The 17,316-nt window shown below is 34.7% G+C and carries 15 protein-coding genes; 1 reads left to right on the forward strand and 14 read right to left on the reverse strand.

The window, feature by feature from the left end:
• Positions 1–105: 105 nt before the first annotated feature.
• From IRZ80_RS07825 to rpsF, 6 genes are all read right to left on the reverse strand, one after another.
• Positions 106–798, reverse strand: coding sequence for a hypothetical protein (locus tag IRZ80_RS07825; RefSeq protein ID WP_194641000.1), 693 nt, complete (start codon positions 796–798; stop codon positions 106–108).
• Positions 788–2,809: an NAD-dependent DNA ligase LigA gene (gene ligA / locus IRZ80_RS07830; RefSeq protein WP_194641001.1), complete on the reverse strand. Its 2,022-nt coding sequence runs from the start codon at positions 2,807–2,809 to the stop codon at positions 788–790. The genes IRZ80_RS07825 and ligA overlap by 11 nt, the downstream gene beginning before the upstream one ends.
• Positions 2,810–2,883: 74 nt before the next feature.
• On the reverse strand, positions 2,884–3,357 hold the full coding sequence (locus IRZ80_RS07835) for a DUF6495 family protein (protein ID WP_194641002.1): 474 nt from the start codon (positions 3,355–3,357) through the stop codon (positions 2,884–2,886).
• Positions 3,358–3,490: 133 nt separating this feature from the next.
• A complete protein-coding gene (gene rplI / locus IRZ80_RS07840) occupies positions 3,491–3,934 on the reverse strand; it encodes a 50S ribosomal protein L9 (protein WP_194641003.1) in 444 nt (147 codons plus the stop codon).
• 66 nt (positions 3,935–4,000) lie between these two features.
• Positions 4,001–4,297 carry a 30S ribosomal protein S18 gene (rpsR, locus tag IRZ80_RS07845; RefSeq protein ID WP_007138295.1) on the reverse strand — a complete coding sequence of 99 codons (297 nt, stop codon included), beginning with the start codon at positions 4,295–4,297 and terminating at the stop codon, positions 4,001–4,003.
• A 5-nt stretch (positions 4,298–4,302) separates the two neighbouring features.
• Positions 4,303–4,644, reverse strand: coding sequence for a 30S ribosomal protein S6 (rpsF, locus tag IRZ80_RS07850; RefSeq protein ID WP_035634940.1), 342 nt, complete (start codon positions 4,642–4,644; stop codon positions 4,303–4,305).
• 165 nt (positions 4,645–4,809) lie between these two features.
• On the opposite strand from rpsF, the gene IRZ80_RS07855 reads away from it, so the two are divergent.
• Complete coding sequence (locus tag IRZ80_RS07855) at positions 4,810–5,505, forward strand: LytR/AlgR family response regulator transcription factor (protein WP_077370383.1); 696 nt, start codon at positions 4,810–4,812, stop codon at positions 5,503–5,505.
• A gap of 9 nt (positions 5,506–5,514) precedes the next feature.
• Here the strand turns inward: IRZ80_RS07855 and priA are convergent, their stop codons facing one another.
• From priA to bglX, 8 genes are all read right to left on the reverse strand, one after another.
• Positions 5,515–7,965 (reverse strand): primosomal protein N', encoded by a 2,451-nt coding sequence (priA, locus tag IRZ80_RS07860; protein WP_194641004.1) that lies wholly within the window; start codon positions 7,963–7,965, stop codon positions 5,515–5,517.
• A 24-nt stretch (positions 7,966–7,989) separates the two neighbouring features.
• A complete protein-coding gene (gene bla-B1-FLAV, locus IRZ80_RS07865; protein WP_194641005.1) occupies positions 7,990–8,745 on the reverse strand; it encodes a subclass B1 metallo-beta-lactamase in 756 nt (251 codons plus the stop codon).
• Positions 8,746–8,760: 15 nt separating this feature from the next.
• Positions 8,761–9,195 (reverse strand): DUF2147 domain-containing protein, encoded by a 435-nt coding sequence (locus tag IRZ80_RS07870; protein WP_194641006.1) that lies wholly within the window; start codon positions 9,193–9,195, stop codon positions 8,761–8,763.
• 110 nt (positions 9,196–9,305) lie between these two features.
• The gene (locus IRZ80_RS07875) at positions 9,306–10,232 is read right to left on the reverse strand and encodes a YihY/virulence factor BrkB family protein (protein ID WP_194641007.1); all 927 of its coding nucleotides are present in this window, start codon (positions 10,230–10,232) and stop codon (positions 9,306–9,308) included.
• A 4-nt stretch (positions 10,233–10,236) separates the two neighbouring features.
• Positions 10,237–11,094 (reverse strand): carboxylating nicotinate-nucleotide diphosphorylase, encoded by an 858-nt coding sequence (gene nadC / locus IRZ80_RS07880; RefSeq protein ID WP_194641008.1) that lies wholly within the window; start codon positions 11,092–11,094, stop codon positions 10,237–10,239.
• 210 nt (positions 11,095–11,304) lie between these two features.
• Entirely contained in the window at positions 11,305–12,678 is a 1,374-nt protein-coding gene (locus IRZ80_RS07885; protein ID WP_194641009.1) for a M28 family peptidase, read from the reverse strand.
• Between the two features lie 112 nt (positions 12,679–12,790).
• Complete coding sequence (locus IRZ80_RS07890) at positions 12,791–14,713, reverse strand: family 43 glycosylhydrolase (protein WP_194641010.1); 1,923 nt, start codon at positions 14,711–14,713, stop codon at positions 12,791–12,793.
• A gap of 295 nt (positions 14,714–15,008) precedes the next feature.
• Complete coding sequence (gene bglX / locus IRZ80_RS07895) at positions 15,009–17,309, reverse strand: beta-glucosidase BglX (protein ID WP_194641011.1); 2,301 nt, start codon at positions 17,307–17,309, stop codon at positions 15,009–15,011.
• Between the last annotated feature and the right edge of the window lie 7 nt (positions 17,310–17,316).

The raw sequence follows: 17,316 nt of genomic DNA on the forward strand, positions 1-17,316 counted from the left end.
ATATGCAATAAAAATCAGCAATAAAAAGAATTTTGGCAAATAAGGAAATAAAGACGGAATCAATCAAGGACGAATTGATTATTTCATTTCCATTAACAAAGAAAATCAATAGCCGTTTAATTCTTCAATTCCTTTATCTTTCTCTAATAAATAGCTTGCCATAAAGAAATACGATAAAAACTGAGTAATTAAACTAACAAAAGTAAAGACATAATTAAAAAAATAAAATTTATATATAATAAAAAAAATATCCGTAATTATAAAACAAATACACATTAACATACTATTAAAGAAAGCATAACTCCCAATTTTGATATAGTTTATGATTGAAATAATACTCAAAACACTCAAAATTATTCCAAAAAAAACATACAATGAAAAATCAAGTTCTAAATTTTCGAGTTCTAAGTTTAAAACGGAATAACAAATAACACTAATTCCAAGAATCAAAATAGAGACAGAAAAACTGTCTTTATAACTAAACTTCAAATATTTAAATTCTTTTTGCGCTAAATACAAAAGCAAAACATAAACAGCCAAGACACATAAAAAAGACCCCATTGCAGATTCACTGATATTAAGCGTAACAAAAACATCTCTCAGAAAAAGCAGCAAAAATATCAGTCCTTTAACAAAAGTAATCCTGTAATTATTAGACACAAAATAATAAATAAACAAAGAGGGGACTATAATTGATTTACCACACAAAACTAAACCTTCACAATCCAATAACTTAAACAGTATAACCAATGCTGAAGTTACAAAATACAATATCAGTGACGGAGTACTAACTTTCATTTATCATTTCTATAAATTTATCTTCTGAAATTATTGAAACGTTTAACTTAGTTGCTTTCTCCAGCTTAGCAGGCCCCATATTATCCCCGGCAACAACAAAATCAGTTTTGGCCGATATAGAGCTTCCTACTTTTCCTCCATTATCTTCAATAACCTTTTTAAGTTCGTCTCTTGAATAAGTCGAAAAAACACCCGAAACCACAAATATCTTTCCTAGGAATTTCTCGGTCGCATTTGGATTTACCTTTTCGACAATCTCAAATTGCACGCCATAACTTTTTAATCGTTCAATTATTTTTTTATTCTCTTCGTTCTCAAAAAACTCGATTACACTTTTGGCAATTCGTTCGCCAATTTCATCAACCAGAATCAAATCCATAAGGGTCGCCTGCTGTAATGCATCAATACTTTTATAATGCTTCGCCAGTTTCTTGGCAACCGTTTCTCCAACAAAACGTATTCCGAGTGCAAATAAAACACTCTCAAACGGTATTTCCTTTGATTTTTCAACACCATTCACCAGATTCTCAGCCGATTTTTGTGCCATTCGCTCTAAATGCAGAATATCATCAACTTTTAATTCATACAGATCAGCATAGTTATGAACTAAATCATTTTTATAAAGCAAGGCAACCGTTTCGCCTCCAAGACCTTCAATATCCATCGCTTTTCGCGAAATATAATGCTGAATTCTTCCAATAATCTGCGGAGGACAGCCATAAAAATTAGGGCAGTAATGATTCGCTTCTCCTTCACTGCGAACCAACTCAGTTTCGCATTCCGGGCAATGGGTGATGTATTTTGTAGCTTCTGAATTTCCTGGGCGCATATCTAAATCTACCGCAATAATTTTCGGAATAATTTCTCCGCCTTTTTCTACAAAAACAGTATCATTTATTCTGATGTCTAATTTTTCAATTTGATCTGCATTGTGCAGTGAAGCACGCTTTACAATTGTCCCTGCCAATTGTACCGGCTCAAGATTCGCAACTGGCGTAATGGAACCAGTTCTACCCACTTGGTAAGAAATGGAATTTAATTTTGTTGAAACTTGTTCTGACTTAAATTTATAAGCAATGGCCCAGCGTGGAGATTTTGCAGTATAGCCTAATTCATCTTGATAATAACATTTATCAACTTTTATTACAACTCCATCCGTTTCATACGGTAAATTATGACGATGAGTATCCCAATAATCTATAAACTCAAAAACCTCCTCCATTCCAGAAGCAAATTTATACTGATACTTCTCTTTATCAGGAACTTTAAACCCCCAATTTTTAGCACATTCTAAAGCTTCATGTTGAGAAGACCAGCACATATTACTAGCTCCAGCTAAAAAATACAACAAACAACTTAATCGTCTTTTATCAACTTCAGCACTATCTTGTAATTTTAAACTTCCAGAAGCAGTATTTCTCGGGTTAGAATAAGGAGTTTCGCCAATTTCTATCAGTTCTTGATTCATCTTTTCAAATTCAGCCAATGGTAAAATAATTTCACCACGAATATCAAATTTAGAAGGATATCCTTCACCTTTCAACTGCAAAGGAATCGCTTTAATAGTTTTAATATTATTGGTAACATCATCTCCCTGAAAACCGTCGCCTCGGGTAACAGCACGCTTTAATTTTCCATTTTCATAAGTAATACTGATTGAAGCTCCATCATATTTTAGTTCGCATGTATATTCAAGCGGAACATTTCCCAAAACTTTTTGGACTCGATTTTCCCAATCAAGCAAATCTTCTTTAGAATACGAGTTATCCAAAGAATACATTCTATGTTCGTGTTTTACAGTCTTAAAATTTTTAGTAATTGCACCTCCAATTCTCTGTGTTGGCGAGTTTTCGTCAAAAAATTCAGGATGTTTATTTTCTAAATCCTGAAGTTGTTTTAATTTCATATCAAACTCATAATCAGATAATGTTGGATTATCCAGCACATAATAATTATGATTGTGAAGATTGAGTTCTTCCCTGAGCGTTTGAATGGTATCCTGTATATTCATAAACAAAAAAAATGGCTATTCTAGTCGATTTAATAATCTACCAAAATAACCATTTTAAAGTTTAAAAATCAAATTTATGATTCAATAATTGTATTAATTTGATTATATAATTGTCCGTCACTCAAAATAGATCCCTGCTGAATTAATTGAAAAATAGAAAGATTACGTTCTTCAGTAAATTCTTTTCTACCTACTTTCATTTCGATAGTTTCCGTGAACATATTATCACTCAACCACTGCAAACCTTCTTTGGTCAAGAAATCTACATCAGGAACCAAAGATTTTAAAACAATTGATTTTACATAGGTATCAAAACAATGAAACAAGAAAATATGATTTTTAGAGAAAAACTCCAAATAAGTTGCCCTGGTCAAAACGCCTTCCCAAACCAAATCTGAAAAAACATCCAGTTCCTGCTCAGCAACTTCTGGTTTATCCGTTTTGATTTGATCCCATTCAGCCTTATCAATTGCCTGAGCCGCTAAAAAATTAGTAAACTCCTGCGTTAACTCTTCAAATTGTTCTTTTGTAAGTCTCGTGTATTTCATAGTCATTGCGAGAAACGAAGCAATCTCGTTCCTATTTATTAAGAATTAAAGATGAGATTGCTTCGTTCCTCGCAATGACATCAAACAAAAAAATCCCGACTTTCATCGGGATTTCAATATATACATTTAAAAATTATGCTTTTTCAGCAACAATTTCATATGCTAATTCAACGATTACATCTCTGTGTAATCTTACAGAAGCAGTATATTTACCAGTACGTTTAACAATACCGGAAGTGATAAACTTTCTATCAATTTCTTGACCTGCGTTAGCTAAAGCTGCAGCGATATCAATGTTTGTGATAGATCCAAATAATTTTTCACCACCTGCTTTTGCAGAAATTTTAATTTCGATAGCTTTCAAAGCTTCAGCTAATGCTTTTGCATCAGCAACGATTTTAGCTTCTTTGTGAGCTCTTTGTTTAAGGTTTTCAGCCAATACTTTCTTTGCAGAAGAAGTAGCTAAATGAGCAAATCCTTGTGGGATTAAAAAGTTACGACCGTATCCGTTTTTTACAGTTACTACATCATCTTTAAATCCTAAATTCTGAACGTCTTTTCTTAAAATAAGTTCCATGTTGTTGTCCTTTGTTTGAGAAGTTAGGTTCCATTATAATGAAAACCAACAACTATTAATTTTTAATTATTTTAATAAATCGGCCACGTATGGCATTAAAGCTAAGTGACGAGCTCTTTTTACAGCTACAGACACTTTTCTTTGGTATTTTAATGAAGTTCCTGTTAAACGGCGAGGAAGAATTTTTCCTTGCTCATTAACGAATTTCAATAAGAAATCAGCATCTTTATAATCGATATATTTGATACCTGATTTTTTGAAACGGCAATACTTTTTAGTTTTGTTCGTTTCTATGTTCAAAGGCGTAAGATATCTGATATCCCCGTCTTTTTTTCCTGAAGCAGATTGTTGTAATGTTGCCATGATAATTAAGCTTTTTGAGATTTAAGTTTTGCTCTTCTTCTTTCAGCCCAAGAGATAGCATGTTTGTCAAGACTTACAGTTAAGAAACGCATAACTCTTTCGTCACGTCTGAATTCAGTTTCAAAAGCAACAAGAACTTCTCCAGCAACTTTGAATTCGAATAAATGATAAAATCCGCTTTTCTTGTTTTGGATTTCGTAAGCCATCTTTTTAAGACCCCAGTCTTCTTTAGATACCATTTCAGCTCCTCTACTAGTAAGAAAATCTTCAAATTTGCTTACTGTTTCCTTTACCTGAACCTCAGATAAAACGGGATTTAAAATGAAAACAGTTTCATAATGATTCATAAAAAATTTATTTATTTGTTAAATTGGGTGCAAAAGTAATCTTTTTTTTCGAACTAGCAAGCACAAATTAACTATAATCGATGAACGGAGAAAAAAAAATTGAATTTTTAAAATTAATTGAAAAAAAAAACTATTTTTACTCCACCGAATCAAAAACTTAATACTATGAAACTAAACTGTGTTGTTGTTGATGATAGTTCAATACAAAGAATGATTATTGCAAAACTAGTTAATAATCATACCAACTTAAACCTAATCGGAGATTTTTCGAATGCAATTGAAGCCAAAAGCTGCATGACCGTTCATACTGTAGATTTGATATTTCTTGATATTGAAATGCCTGTAATCAGCGGTTTTGATTTTCTTGATGGTTTAAAAACCAAGCCTCAGATTATTTTCATTACTTCAAAAGCAGAATACGCAATGAAGGCATTTGATTATGATGCTACTGATTATCTGCAAAAGCCAATTTCTATTGAACGCTTTAACGCTTCTGTCCGCAGAGCAATTGACCACTTTCTTCTTAAAAAAGAAAACAAAGAGGATGAAGGAGAGCATATTTTTATTAAAAGTAATCTAAAAAAACTAAAGATATTCACTTCCAAAATCAAATGGATTGAAGCTTTTGGCGATTATGTAAAAGTAGTGACCGAAGATGACAGCAATCTGGTACTTTCTACAATGAAATCTTTTGAAAATGATTTATCAAAGGACAAATTTATCAGGGTACACAAATCTTATATTGTAAACATTGACAAAATTGACCGTTTCAACAGCAAATTTGCAGAAATTGGAGTTACAAAAATTCCTTTGAGCAGAAATAAGAAAGAAGATCTAGTAAAAGCTCTTGCTTATTCATAAAACCATACCTTAATAAAAATCCACATTTACGGTTACTTTAATAGACCTGTATTGTGAAACCGCTTCAAAACTATTTAGTATTTTCTGAATAGTTTTTTTTGTACCTACAATAGAAGTATTTTGAGGTATTTTTATAATTATAGTCCTTATATATTCGTTTCGGATTCTGTTGATTGCCGGTTCTTCGGGACCTAAAACAGGCATCGCAAGGTTTTGACTAATTACTTGATACAGCCACATAGATCCTTCTTTCAGTTTATCAAAATCACGCTGCTTCAAAGTCAGTTTTATAATTCTGAAATATGGCGGATACTTATATATCTGCCTGTCATACAATTGCTCATTATACATTCCTATATAATTGGAGTGCGTAACCTGCTGAATAGTATTATGATTTGGATTATAGGTCTGAATAATAACTTTCCCTTTTTTATCAGAGCGTCCAGCACGTCCCGCCACTTGGGTCATCATTTGGAAACTTCTTTCGAAAGCCCTGAAATCCGGATGATACAGCATTGTATCTGCATTCATGATTCCAACCAAATTCACATTATCAAAATCCAGACCTTTGGCAAGCATTTGGGTTCCTACCAAAATATCAAACTCCCGATTCTTAAAGCTGTCAATTATTTTTTCGAAACCAAATTTCCCACGCGTTGTATCCTGATCCATTCTTCCGATTTTGGCATTTGGAAAAATAGTAATCAGTTCCTGTTCTATCTGTTCAGTTCCTAAACCTTTTGTAGTTAAATCTACACTATGGCAAGCGTGACAATGCGTTGGATTTGCGATTGAATACCCGCAATAATGACAACGCAATTGATTTTTATGTTTATGATAGGTCAAACTCACATCGCAGGACTGACAATGAGGAACATGTCCGCAGGTAATGCATTCTATAATAGGTGAATACCCCCTTCTGTTTTGAAACAAAATTACCTGCTCCCCAAAAGACAAAGACGTTATAATTTCTTCTATCAAAAGATCACTAAAATGACCGTTCATTTTTTTTCGGAAATACTTATCTTTCAAATCTACCAGCAAAACTTCAGGCAGACTTGAATTTCCAAAACGCTTCATTATTTCGACAAATCCAAACTTACCCGATTTAGCATTATAATACGTCTCAAGACTTGGTGTCGCCGAACCTAAAAGTACTTTCGCCTTGTGAGCATTTGCCAAAACAATGGCAGAATCACGGGCATGAAAACGAGGCGCAGGATCTGACTGTTTAAAAGTCTGCTCATGCTCTTCGTCTATAATTATAAATCCTAAATCATAAAAAGGCAGAAACAAGGCTGATCTGGCACCAATTACAATCTGAGCTTTTGGTGCATTCAATAAAACCTGATTCCAGACTTCTACCCTTTCGTTATTACTATATTTCGAATGAAAAACAGCCACTTTATTTCCAAAATGAGCTCTGATTCTGGAAACCAATTGAGCTGTCAAAACAATTTCCGGCAACAAATAAAGTACCTGTTTTCCTGTTGCTAAATATTCTTCTATAAGCTTGATATAAATCTCAGTTTTCCCGCTAGAAGTAATTCCGTGCAAAAGGCAGACTGCTTTTTCTTTAAAATTTTCTTTTATGGATTCAAAAGCTTTTTGCTGGTCTGAACTCAACTGCAGTTCATCTTCCCTCCCTTTACCAGAAAAATTGATTCGGTCTTCCTGCAGGTAATACTCTTCCAAAATTTCTTTTTCGACCAATGCCTTTACAATTGCGGGAGAAGATTGAGCAGTTTCTACCAATTTTTTAACAGTAATCGGCTTTTTTTCGGAAGCGCTTAATTGGAAATAATTTAGAACTATTTCCTTTTGTTTATTGGCACTTTTTAAAATTTCAAGCAGGTCTTTTAACCCGTCATTAGAATCGTATTTCGAATGTAATCTCACATATCGAACCAATTTTGGCTTGTATGTTTCCTGCAGTTCTTCCTGAAGCACCAGAACATTTTTATCAATCAGTTTTTGAATAACAGGAAAAATATTCTTCTTATTCAAAATCGAAATAATATCCTGTATTTTTAGTGAACTCTGTTGCTGTAAGGCTTCATAGATTAAATATTCATCATCGGAAAGCTGGGTTTCATCAACAATAGAATCACTTTTACTTGTTATCAGTGTTTCACTTTCCAATAACAAGGCGCTTGGCATGGCATTGCGATACACATCACCTATGGCACACATATAATAATCAGCAATCCACAGCCAATGATTGATTTGAAATTCTGTAACTAAAGGTGCAGTATCTAAAATCTGATGAATTTCCTTGGCCTCGTATAAAGCCGGTGTGTTATTGTGAATTTCAATAACCAAAGCCGTGTAGATTTTGTTTTTTCCAAAAGGTACCGTAACCCTCATCCCCTTTTTTATGAAAAGAAATTCAGCCTCCGAAACTCTGTATGTAAAAGTCTTGGCAAGAGAAAGCGGTAAAACAACTTCTACGAAATGCATGTAAAGATTTTATAGTCTGTAAATTTACTTTTTATTTAATTTATCAGATGTTTTTTTATTTTTATATTCCTGAACCATTTTCAGGGTATGGTTCAAAGACTCTATATCTGTCCAATCATCATGTCCTGGAATACTATATTTTGGAGCGCTAAATTTTGATTGTGCTTTTTTAATGGAGTTTTCCCACTCATTAACATCAGCATCTCCCAAATAGCCTAAATCTTTTGCTTCAGTGCTTTTAACAAAACATCCACCATAAAGCACTTTTTCTTTGTCAAACCAGACTACAATATTATCTGGGGCATGACCCTTGCCAGGAAAATACACTTCAAATTTATATTCTCCGACTTCAAAAATACTGTCATTCGGAATCACAAATTCGGCTCTTATTTTATTCTCCTTTTTAAGAATTTCATCAGTTGCTTTAATTGAATATGTTTTGATTCCTTTTTTCCTGTAAAACTCAAAACCACCTGCACGATCTTCATGAGAATGCGTTGCAAAATACATTACAACCTCTTTTTTATATCTTGATTTTATACTATCCAACAAAGGCTGAAACTGGGCTGGATCCCAAGGAGCATCAAATAAAACAACACCTTTATCTGTAACCAGATACATTGCATTTGCAGAAATCAGAGTTCCCTTATAGTCATGAAAAGTTTTATAAACATAAAAGTCACCTGTGAGATGACTTATTTGCAATGGCGAATTTTTAGCTTGTCCAAAACTATGCGACAGTATGCTGAAGAATACAATTATTGATGTTGCTATTCGCATTCTATATATTTAAAATTAATTCTTAACTCTCGTCCAATATTGAGTTCTTCCAAATAAAGAAACACCAATAAAACCTCTAACTTTTAGTTTATCTTTTCCTTCAAGTGTAATGAAACATTTATACTCTTCCCCTTTTAAAGGATCCAAAATTTTTCCGTCATTATATTCATCCCCATCTTTCACAAGGCCTTTTATAATTATCAATCCTAAAATTGGAGCATTTTTATCTTCACCGGAACATTTTAAGCAAAGGTCTTTTCTCTTTTGCGGATTTATTATGTCAATAATTTTTCCGTAGATTTTTCCTGATTTTTCGTAAATTTCAACAATTGATTTGGCCTGACCTGTCTCGTCATCGATAGTTTTCCATTTCCCTAAAACCGTCTGTCCCTGAGCATTAAAAATCATTAAAAAACACAAAACCAAACCAAATACGATACTTTTTTTCATTTTTTATTAAATTATTGAAGCAAAAATTTTATTATTCGAAATTAACTCCTCGAATTACTCTTCGCAAGAATACAAAATTACATTTAAACAATAACAGTTATACTCCAACTTTAATTCTCCGATCTGCTCTTTTTTAATTTACGAATCGTTGCATTCAATTCAAACCCTAATAATAAAATCATACAGTTAATCCAGATATAAAACATCATAATCAACAATGTCCCGATCGAACCGTACAATTCATTATATTTTGAAAACCGCAGCACCCAGATTCCGAAAAAATAGGATGAAATAACTATAAGCACTGTAGTAAAAACCGAGCCAACACTAATGAATGGCGGTTTATGTGACTGCTTGGTTCCGTATCGCAATAAAACAGAAGATGTGATCAATATCATTAATATTACAAAAATATATCTTCCTAAAATAATCAGCGGAATGCGGTCACTCAACACATCCTGTATCGCTGTACTTTGAATTAGAACCTCAAAAACCACAATAATTGCGACTGTTAAAAGCAAGAGAATAGAAAGCAGTAATGAAATTCCTAAGGCAACAAAATACTGGTTCAGAAAACCTCTTTTTTCCAAAACATGACGGGAAGATTCGAATCCGCCAAGAATTCCATTTATACCATTAGCCATCAGGAAAATAGATAGAAAAAATCCCGAAGACACTAATCCTGTATGACTGTTATTAAGAATATCGTTTACAATATTAGCTATTGCATCAAAGGTATTTGGAGGCACTCCTTCCTTAACAAATTGTAGAAAATCCTCCTGAAAACCTTCAATAGGAATGTAAGGTATTAAGTTTAAAATAAATAAGGCAAATGGAAACAGCGCCATAAAAAAGCTAAAAGCAACCGCACTGGCATGATAAGAAAATGCTCCATCGATGATTCCTTCAAAATACAATTCTAATAAATCATAAAAAGAAAAGCCTCCCAAACCAGGCATTTTAATCTTCTTCAAGATATGCATCAGATTTCTGATAATTGGGATTTTTTCGATTTTTGCCTCGATCTTAAACGTCATAACCCTAAATCGCTTTCAAACTTAAATCCATATTATAAACAGAATGTGTCAATGCACCCGAAGAAATATAATTCACACCGCATTCTGCGTAATTGCGCATTGTTGTTTCATTGATATTTCCAGAAGATTCCGTTTGGCATTTGTTACCAATTAAAGCTACAGCAGTGCGGGTATCTTCATAATTGAAATTATCGATCAAGATTCTGTGTACGCCGTCACTTTTTAAAATTTCTTCAATTTCAGAAAGATCTCTGGCTTCAACGATAATTTTTAAGTCTAAGTTGTTTTCTTTTAAATAAGCTTTTGTTTTGGCTATTGCCAATGTAATTCCTCCGGCAAAATCAATGTGATTATCCTTTAGCATTACCATATCATACAAAGCAAATCGATGATTTTCTCCGCCTCCGATTGTTACTGCCCATTTCTCGGCAACACGAAATCCAGGAGTGGTTTTTCTTGTATCCAATATTTTGGTATCTGTTCCTTCTAACAGCTGTACATAACTATTTGTTTTGGTAGCAATGGCACTCATTCTCTGCATCGAATTCAGCACCACTCTCTCGGACTTTAAAATCGACTGCGAACTTCCTGAAACATGAAAAACCACGTCACCTTTTTTGACTGGAGTTCCATCCTGAATGAAGGTTTCAATCTGCATATTTGGATCCACATATTCAAATATCATTTTTGCAAAAGCTACGCCGGCAATAATACCGTCTTCTTTCACCAGTAATTTGGCTTTGCCCATTGCACTTTCTGGAATACAGGCCAATGAACTATAATCTCCAGGTCCTACATCTTCTCTAATAGCATTTGCAATCAATACTTTCAGTTCGTTTTGAAACTGCTCTTCAGTAATCATCTTTTTACTTTTTTAATGGAACGCTAAAATAGGATTTATTTTGTGCAATAAAAAGTAAGTATGTCTGAAAAATTTGGGTTTTTACATTTATTTATGACAAAATTAGTATTTTAATTATTAACTATTCCAGTATCTCTAATAGTAACTTTAAACAAAAAACCTGCAAGAATTAATTCTGTGCAGGCTGTCATTAAATTATAATCATTAAAATTATTCTATACCTTTTTGATCTATCAAATAAATAAGTGATGTCATAGTCGCTGCACCAAGTTCTAACTCTCGTTTATTAATTGCATCAAACTTATCATTTGCAGCATGATGGTAATCAAAATAACGCTGAGAATCTGGCTTTAATCCTGCTTTGACAATTTTTTTAGATGTTAAATGCCCGATATCTGATCCAGCGTGGCCAATTGTAAAGCTATGTACCAAATAAGGTTCAAACAGTTCTTTAAATCCCTGTATCTTTTTCACATTAGCCTCATCAGACTCAATAGAAAAACCTCTTGGAGTAAAACCGCCAGAATCACTTTCTAGAGCGAAAATATGATTTTCATTCTTTTGCTTAGCCGCTTCTTCATATTTGGCACCGCCTTTTCCACCATTTTCTTCATTCATAAACAGCACTACACGAATGGTGTTTTTTGGCTTATAATTTATGTTTTTCAGAATACCGATTACCTCCATACTCTGCACCACTCCTGCACCATCATCATGAGAGCCATCTGCCAAGTCCCAAGAATCAAGATGTCCGCCAACAACCATAATATTTTCTGGATGCTCTGTTCCTGTCAATTCTCCAATTACGTTATATGACAACACATCAGGCAATGTCTCGCATGATTGTTTGAAATAAAACTTTAATGCTGGATTTTTTTTTAATGACTCACTCAATAATTCAGCTCCGTTTGTACTTATTGCTGCTGTAGGAATGTATTTTTCTTTTGGCAGGTCACCATAACTTTGAGCTCCAGTATGCGGAAAATCATCTAAACGTAGATTCATTGAACGCACGATTGCACCTACTGCACCAAATTTTGCAGCTTCTTTTGCGCCGGCAAATCTTTGATCCACACATGCTCCATATGACATAAAAGTTTCAATATTTTCAGGATTCATCGGTCTGTTAAAAAACACAATTTTGCCTTTTATTTTATCTCCTAATGCCTCTAGATCTTTAATACCCTGCACTTCAACAATCTCAGTAGTAAGACCAGTCTTTGCCGTTGCAATAGAACCGCCTAAAGCACATATTGGAACAGCAGTTTTAATTTTATTATCTAAAATGTATGCAGTTTCTTTTTCACCGCGTACCCAATGAGGCACCATTACTTCCTGCAGATAAACTTTATCTAGCCCAAGTCCTTCTAATTGTGATTTTGTATATTCAACAGCTGCTGCAGCATTGGAAGATCCAGACAAACGGCTTCCAATATCATTAGATAAATACTTCAGCCAAGAATAACATTTGGATTCGGTTAAGGCTTTTTTATAAAATAGCTTAATGTTTTTTTCATCATTTGACTGTGCAAATGACATCAACCCATTTAAAACTAAAGCAGTTAAAAGAATTGTTTTTTTCATGGTAATTATTCCTCTTTTAAGTTATTAAAAATCATTTCCTGACTTAAAGCAAAGAAACAAAATTCTAAACAACCAAAAGGAATTTCTCCAAGACTTTTCTCTAAATCAGAAATTATTTAATCTCAATAATCTTATTTTTTAATCCAATACCATTTTCATTAAAAGCTTCAATCGAAAAATAATAACGCGTCCCTTTATCTAGTCCTCTAAAATCATAAGTGCTATCATCATAAACCATAATACTGTTGTATAATTTATCAGGGGCAATTCCGTAATAGATAGTATAACCAACGGCATCAGTCTGTTTTTTCCATGAAATGATAGCGTTGCGGGAATCGGTTTTATTTCTTTTTACTTTAAAATCAGAGACAGGTTTTGGTTTTTCCTGCAATCCATTTCCAAAAACTCTAAAATCCGAAACTGCAAACAGTCCTGAAGCATTATGAATATTGACCATTTTGATATAACGTGCGGTAATCGATTTTGTCAGTTCTACATAATCGTGAGGAACATCTTTATCGTTTCTTGATTTATCAATTACCAATGTCCAGTTTTGTGCATCATCAGACATATAGATTTTATACTGATAGTAAATATCCATCGCTTTATTATACTGAGTCGCTTTATGATCAGCATAATTGATCTGCAGCGCGTTGATTTCCATTTTTCTGCCAAAATCTAGCTGTAGCCACTCACCCGTATTCGCTGTCATAGCCGACCAATAGGTCTGGATATTTTCATCGGTAACATTCGAAGCGTCGTAACAGATTTTTTCAAATACTTTTTTATCTCCATTATCCATTCGATGTGTTTCGACCTCCTTACATTCTTCTGAAGAAGAAACTGTCACCGGCTTTTTGTACGAAAGCAGCATCCAGCCCGAAGAAGCTCCCTTTGTATGGTCACGCTGTCCTGTGGGGAGTACGATTGGAAAATCACCATAGGATGTTATAGAATACATAACATCATCTTTGTCAAATCCAGCTGGGAACATATCAATTCTGCGTTCGAAACGGTCTTTTATAGAGATTTTACAAGTTCCCGTATTCCAGTAATTCCCATAATTATCGGCAAAAGTATTTCCGTGTCCGGCACCAATTACAAAACCTCCAGGCTTATACGACATCGGATTATGTTTTTGGTAAATAAATGGCCCCAAAGGATTATCTCCTACATGAACACCATTGGCATAGCCTTTAAATTCAGTTGCGGGAGCGCCATACTGCATATAATATTTTCCATTGTGTTTGGTCATCCACGCACCTTCAATAAAATTTCCCCAAGGTGCTGGCTCCATATCATTATTAGGACCAAAACGTTCCCAGCCATGCATTGCCGGATCTAGACCTACAACTGCTTTTGCCTGTCCATACGGTTTCTGAATATCTTCGACTTCAGTTGCGGTATATAATTTTGCATAATCCGCCTGATTTCCTTTTGGAAGCCAGGTTTTATAATCTACCTCAACACCAACAAGAGGCAGTTTTCCGCTGGATCCATAATACATGTAGACTTTTTTATCATCATCCTGAAAAATTGCAGGATCCCATGTTGGCAGCATTGCCGTGTTTACATGTCTTGTCCATCGTCCTGATTTTGGATCTGCTGTTTTCCAAACCGGATGATCTTTTTTCCAGGTCGAACCTACATAGAATAACGTATCATTTACAACCCAGGCGGCAGGTGCGCACTGGTCATCATCACCCGGATTCCGCTGAAAACTGCCATAGACAAATTTCCAGTCTGACATGTCTTTACTCCAGAAAAATCCAGCCTGATTGGTGGCAAACAGATAATAATCTCCCTTGTAAGTAATGATCACAGGATCGGCGCTTGAACGGCGGGACTCCGGAATACCATTGTGATTTTGAGTGGTATAATTGTAACCAATATTTATCGGATTACAATAAGTTGTAGCCGGTTTACTAGGATCAAACCAGTCTGTTTTTCCGCCAACGGCATTATTTTGAGCTTCTGTACTGGCTGTAAAACCAATCAAAAAAAACAAAAGCGTTATCGAATACAGTTTATACATTTTTGTTCTATTTATATTAAATGATTTAAGGTTTAGATAATTTTTCTTTTGAAACTAAAATTTGTCCAAATATATTCTCGCAAAGACGCTAAGACTCAAAAAACCATCTTAACTTTGCGCGTTCGCGTCTCTGCGAGAATAAATTAAAGCCTTATTAATGACATTATCCTCACACGGCAATCAATCTGAAACAATCAAGTTTGGAAGAATTTAAAATATTTTATCCTAAATAATAATTGAAAAAAAAGCCCTTCGTCTAACCAAAAACGAAGGGCAGACCAAACTACTAACCAACTTAATTAACTAAATTAAAACTTACCTTATGATCTGCATTTGAGTTTCCTCCAACGAAAACTTCAAACTGTCCAGGTTCAGCAGCAAATTTTAAATCCGAATTATAGAATTTTAAATCTTCTATAGTGATATCAAATGATACGGTTTGTTTTTCTCCTTTTTTAAGAGTTATTTTCTGGAATGCTTTAAGTTCTCTAACGGGTCTTGTTACCGATCCTACAACATCTCTAATGTACAATTGAACCGTTTCTTTCCCATCATAATTTCCAGTATTGGCAACTTCTATACTCACAGTTACTTTTCCGTCAGCATTCATTTTATCCGATGAAATTTTCGGGTTTGAATACTCAAAATTGGTATAACTTAATCCGTAACCAAAAGAGAATAAAGGTTCGTTTCTTTCATCTAAATAATTCGATCTGAATTTTTCGAATTTGCCCTCTGTATTCGATAAAGGTCTTCCTGTATTTTTATGCGCATAATAAATTGGCACCTGACCAACGCTTCTTGGAAAAGTTGCAGTTAATTTTCCCGAAGGATTTACATCACCAAATAAAACATCGGCGATGGCATAACCAGCTTCACTGCCAGCGAACCAAACATTCAAAATTGCTGGAACTGTGGCATTTTCATCATTTAAAACTAATGGTCGTCCATCAAACAAAACAAGTACTACAGGCTTTCCTGTTTTCAGTAATTCATTCAATAAATCTTTCTGCGCCTGCGGAATTTCCAGATTGGTTCGGCTGCTGCTTTCGCCGCTCATCTCTGCAGATTCTCCTAATGCTGCCACAATGACATCGGCTTGGTTTGCAGCCTTTAGAGCCTCCGCTAACATTTCTTCTTTGGAACGTTTATCTCTGTTTAAGGTTTTGCCAAACATCGTTGCATTGGTCTCAAAAGTTTCATCATAATCGAGATTGCTTCCTTTGGCATATAACACTTTAGCAGATTTCCCAGCCACTTCCTGGATTCCTGCTAATAATGAAATGCATTTGTCGCCGTTTGTCGCCACACTCCAAGTTCCTGACATATTGTTTTTGGCATCCGCCAATGGACCAATAAGCGCAATAGTTCCCGATTTTTTCAGAGGCAGTAACTGATTTTGGTTTTTTAGCAGAACCAATGACTGCGCTGCTGTTTTTCGAGCTTCATCTCTGCTTGAAGCGGTAAAAATTTCAGTTTTTGCTCTTTTGTCATCACAATATCTATAAGGATCTTCAAATAATCCTAAATCGTATTTTGCATTCAGAATTAAGGTTACCGCATTATTGATCTGCTCTATAGTAACTTTCTTTTCGTCCAAAGATTTTTTCAGAGTAGTCAGGAATCCTTCGCCTACCATATCCATTTCGACTCCAGCATTCAAAGACATAGCCGATACAGTCTGCAGATCGCCCATACCATGCGCTATCATTTCGGGAATACCTGTAAAATCAGTCACGACAAAACCTTTGAAGCCCCATTGTTTTCTTAAAACATCTGTCATTAACCATTTATTTCCGGTTGCAGGAATTCCATCCACTTCATTGAAAGATGCCATAACCGATCCTACTCCAGCATCGACAGCAGCCTTGTAAGGAGGAAAATAATCATTGAACATCCGAATATGGCTCATATCAACTGTATTGTAGTCACGTCCTGCTTCGGGCGCGCCATACAATGCAAAATGCTTCACACATGCCAAGATTGTATTGTTCTTCGAAAGGTCATGCTGCTGATATCCATTTACCATCGCTTTGGCAATTTGACTTCCTAAATATGGATCTTCACCGGAACCTTCGGAAATTCTTCCCCAGCGCGGATCGCGGGAAATATCAACCATAGGCGAAAAAGTCCAATTGATTCCGTCAGCACTCGCTTCCTGAGCTGCAATCTGGGCGCTTCTTTCAATTAAATTCATGTCCCAAGTGCAAGACAATCCAAGCGGAATCGGGAAAGTAGTTTCGTATCCGTGAATGACATCCATACCAAAAATCAAAGGAATTTTCAAACGGCTTTTTTCAACAGCTATCTTTTGCACTTCTTTAATTTTCTGTACCGATTTGATATTAAATAATCCACCGACCTTGCCTTCTTCGATTTTTTTTGCAACATCAGAGCTATTGGCCTGACCGGTGGTTATATCTCCCGAAGTTGGCAAATTTAATTGGCCCAGCTTTTCCTCCAAAGTCATTTTGGATAATAGCTCGGCAACAAATTCGGTTTTAGGTTTAATTTTTACCGCATTTTTGGTGCTCTTTTTTTGAGCATAACCCAAAACAGCACATCCTAAAAAAAGTACGACTAATGTATTTTTCATTCTGAAA

This window comes from Flavobacterium sp. HJJ, assembly GCF_015351475.1.
GTDB classification, from domain to species: Bacteria; Bacteroidota; Bacteroidia; order Flavobacteriales; family Flavobacteriaceae; genus Flavobacterium; species Flavobacterium marginilacus.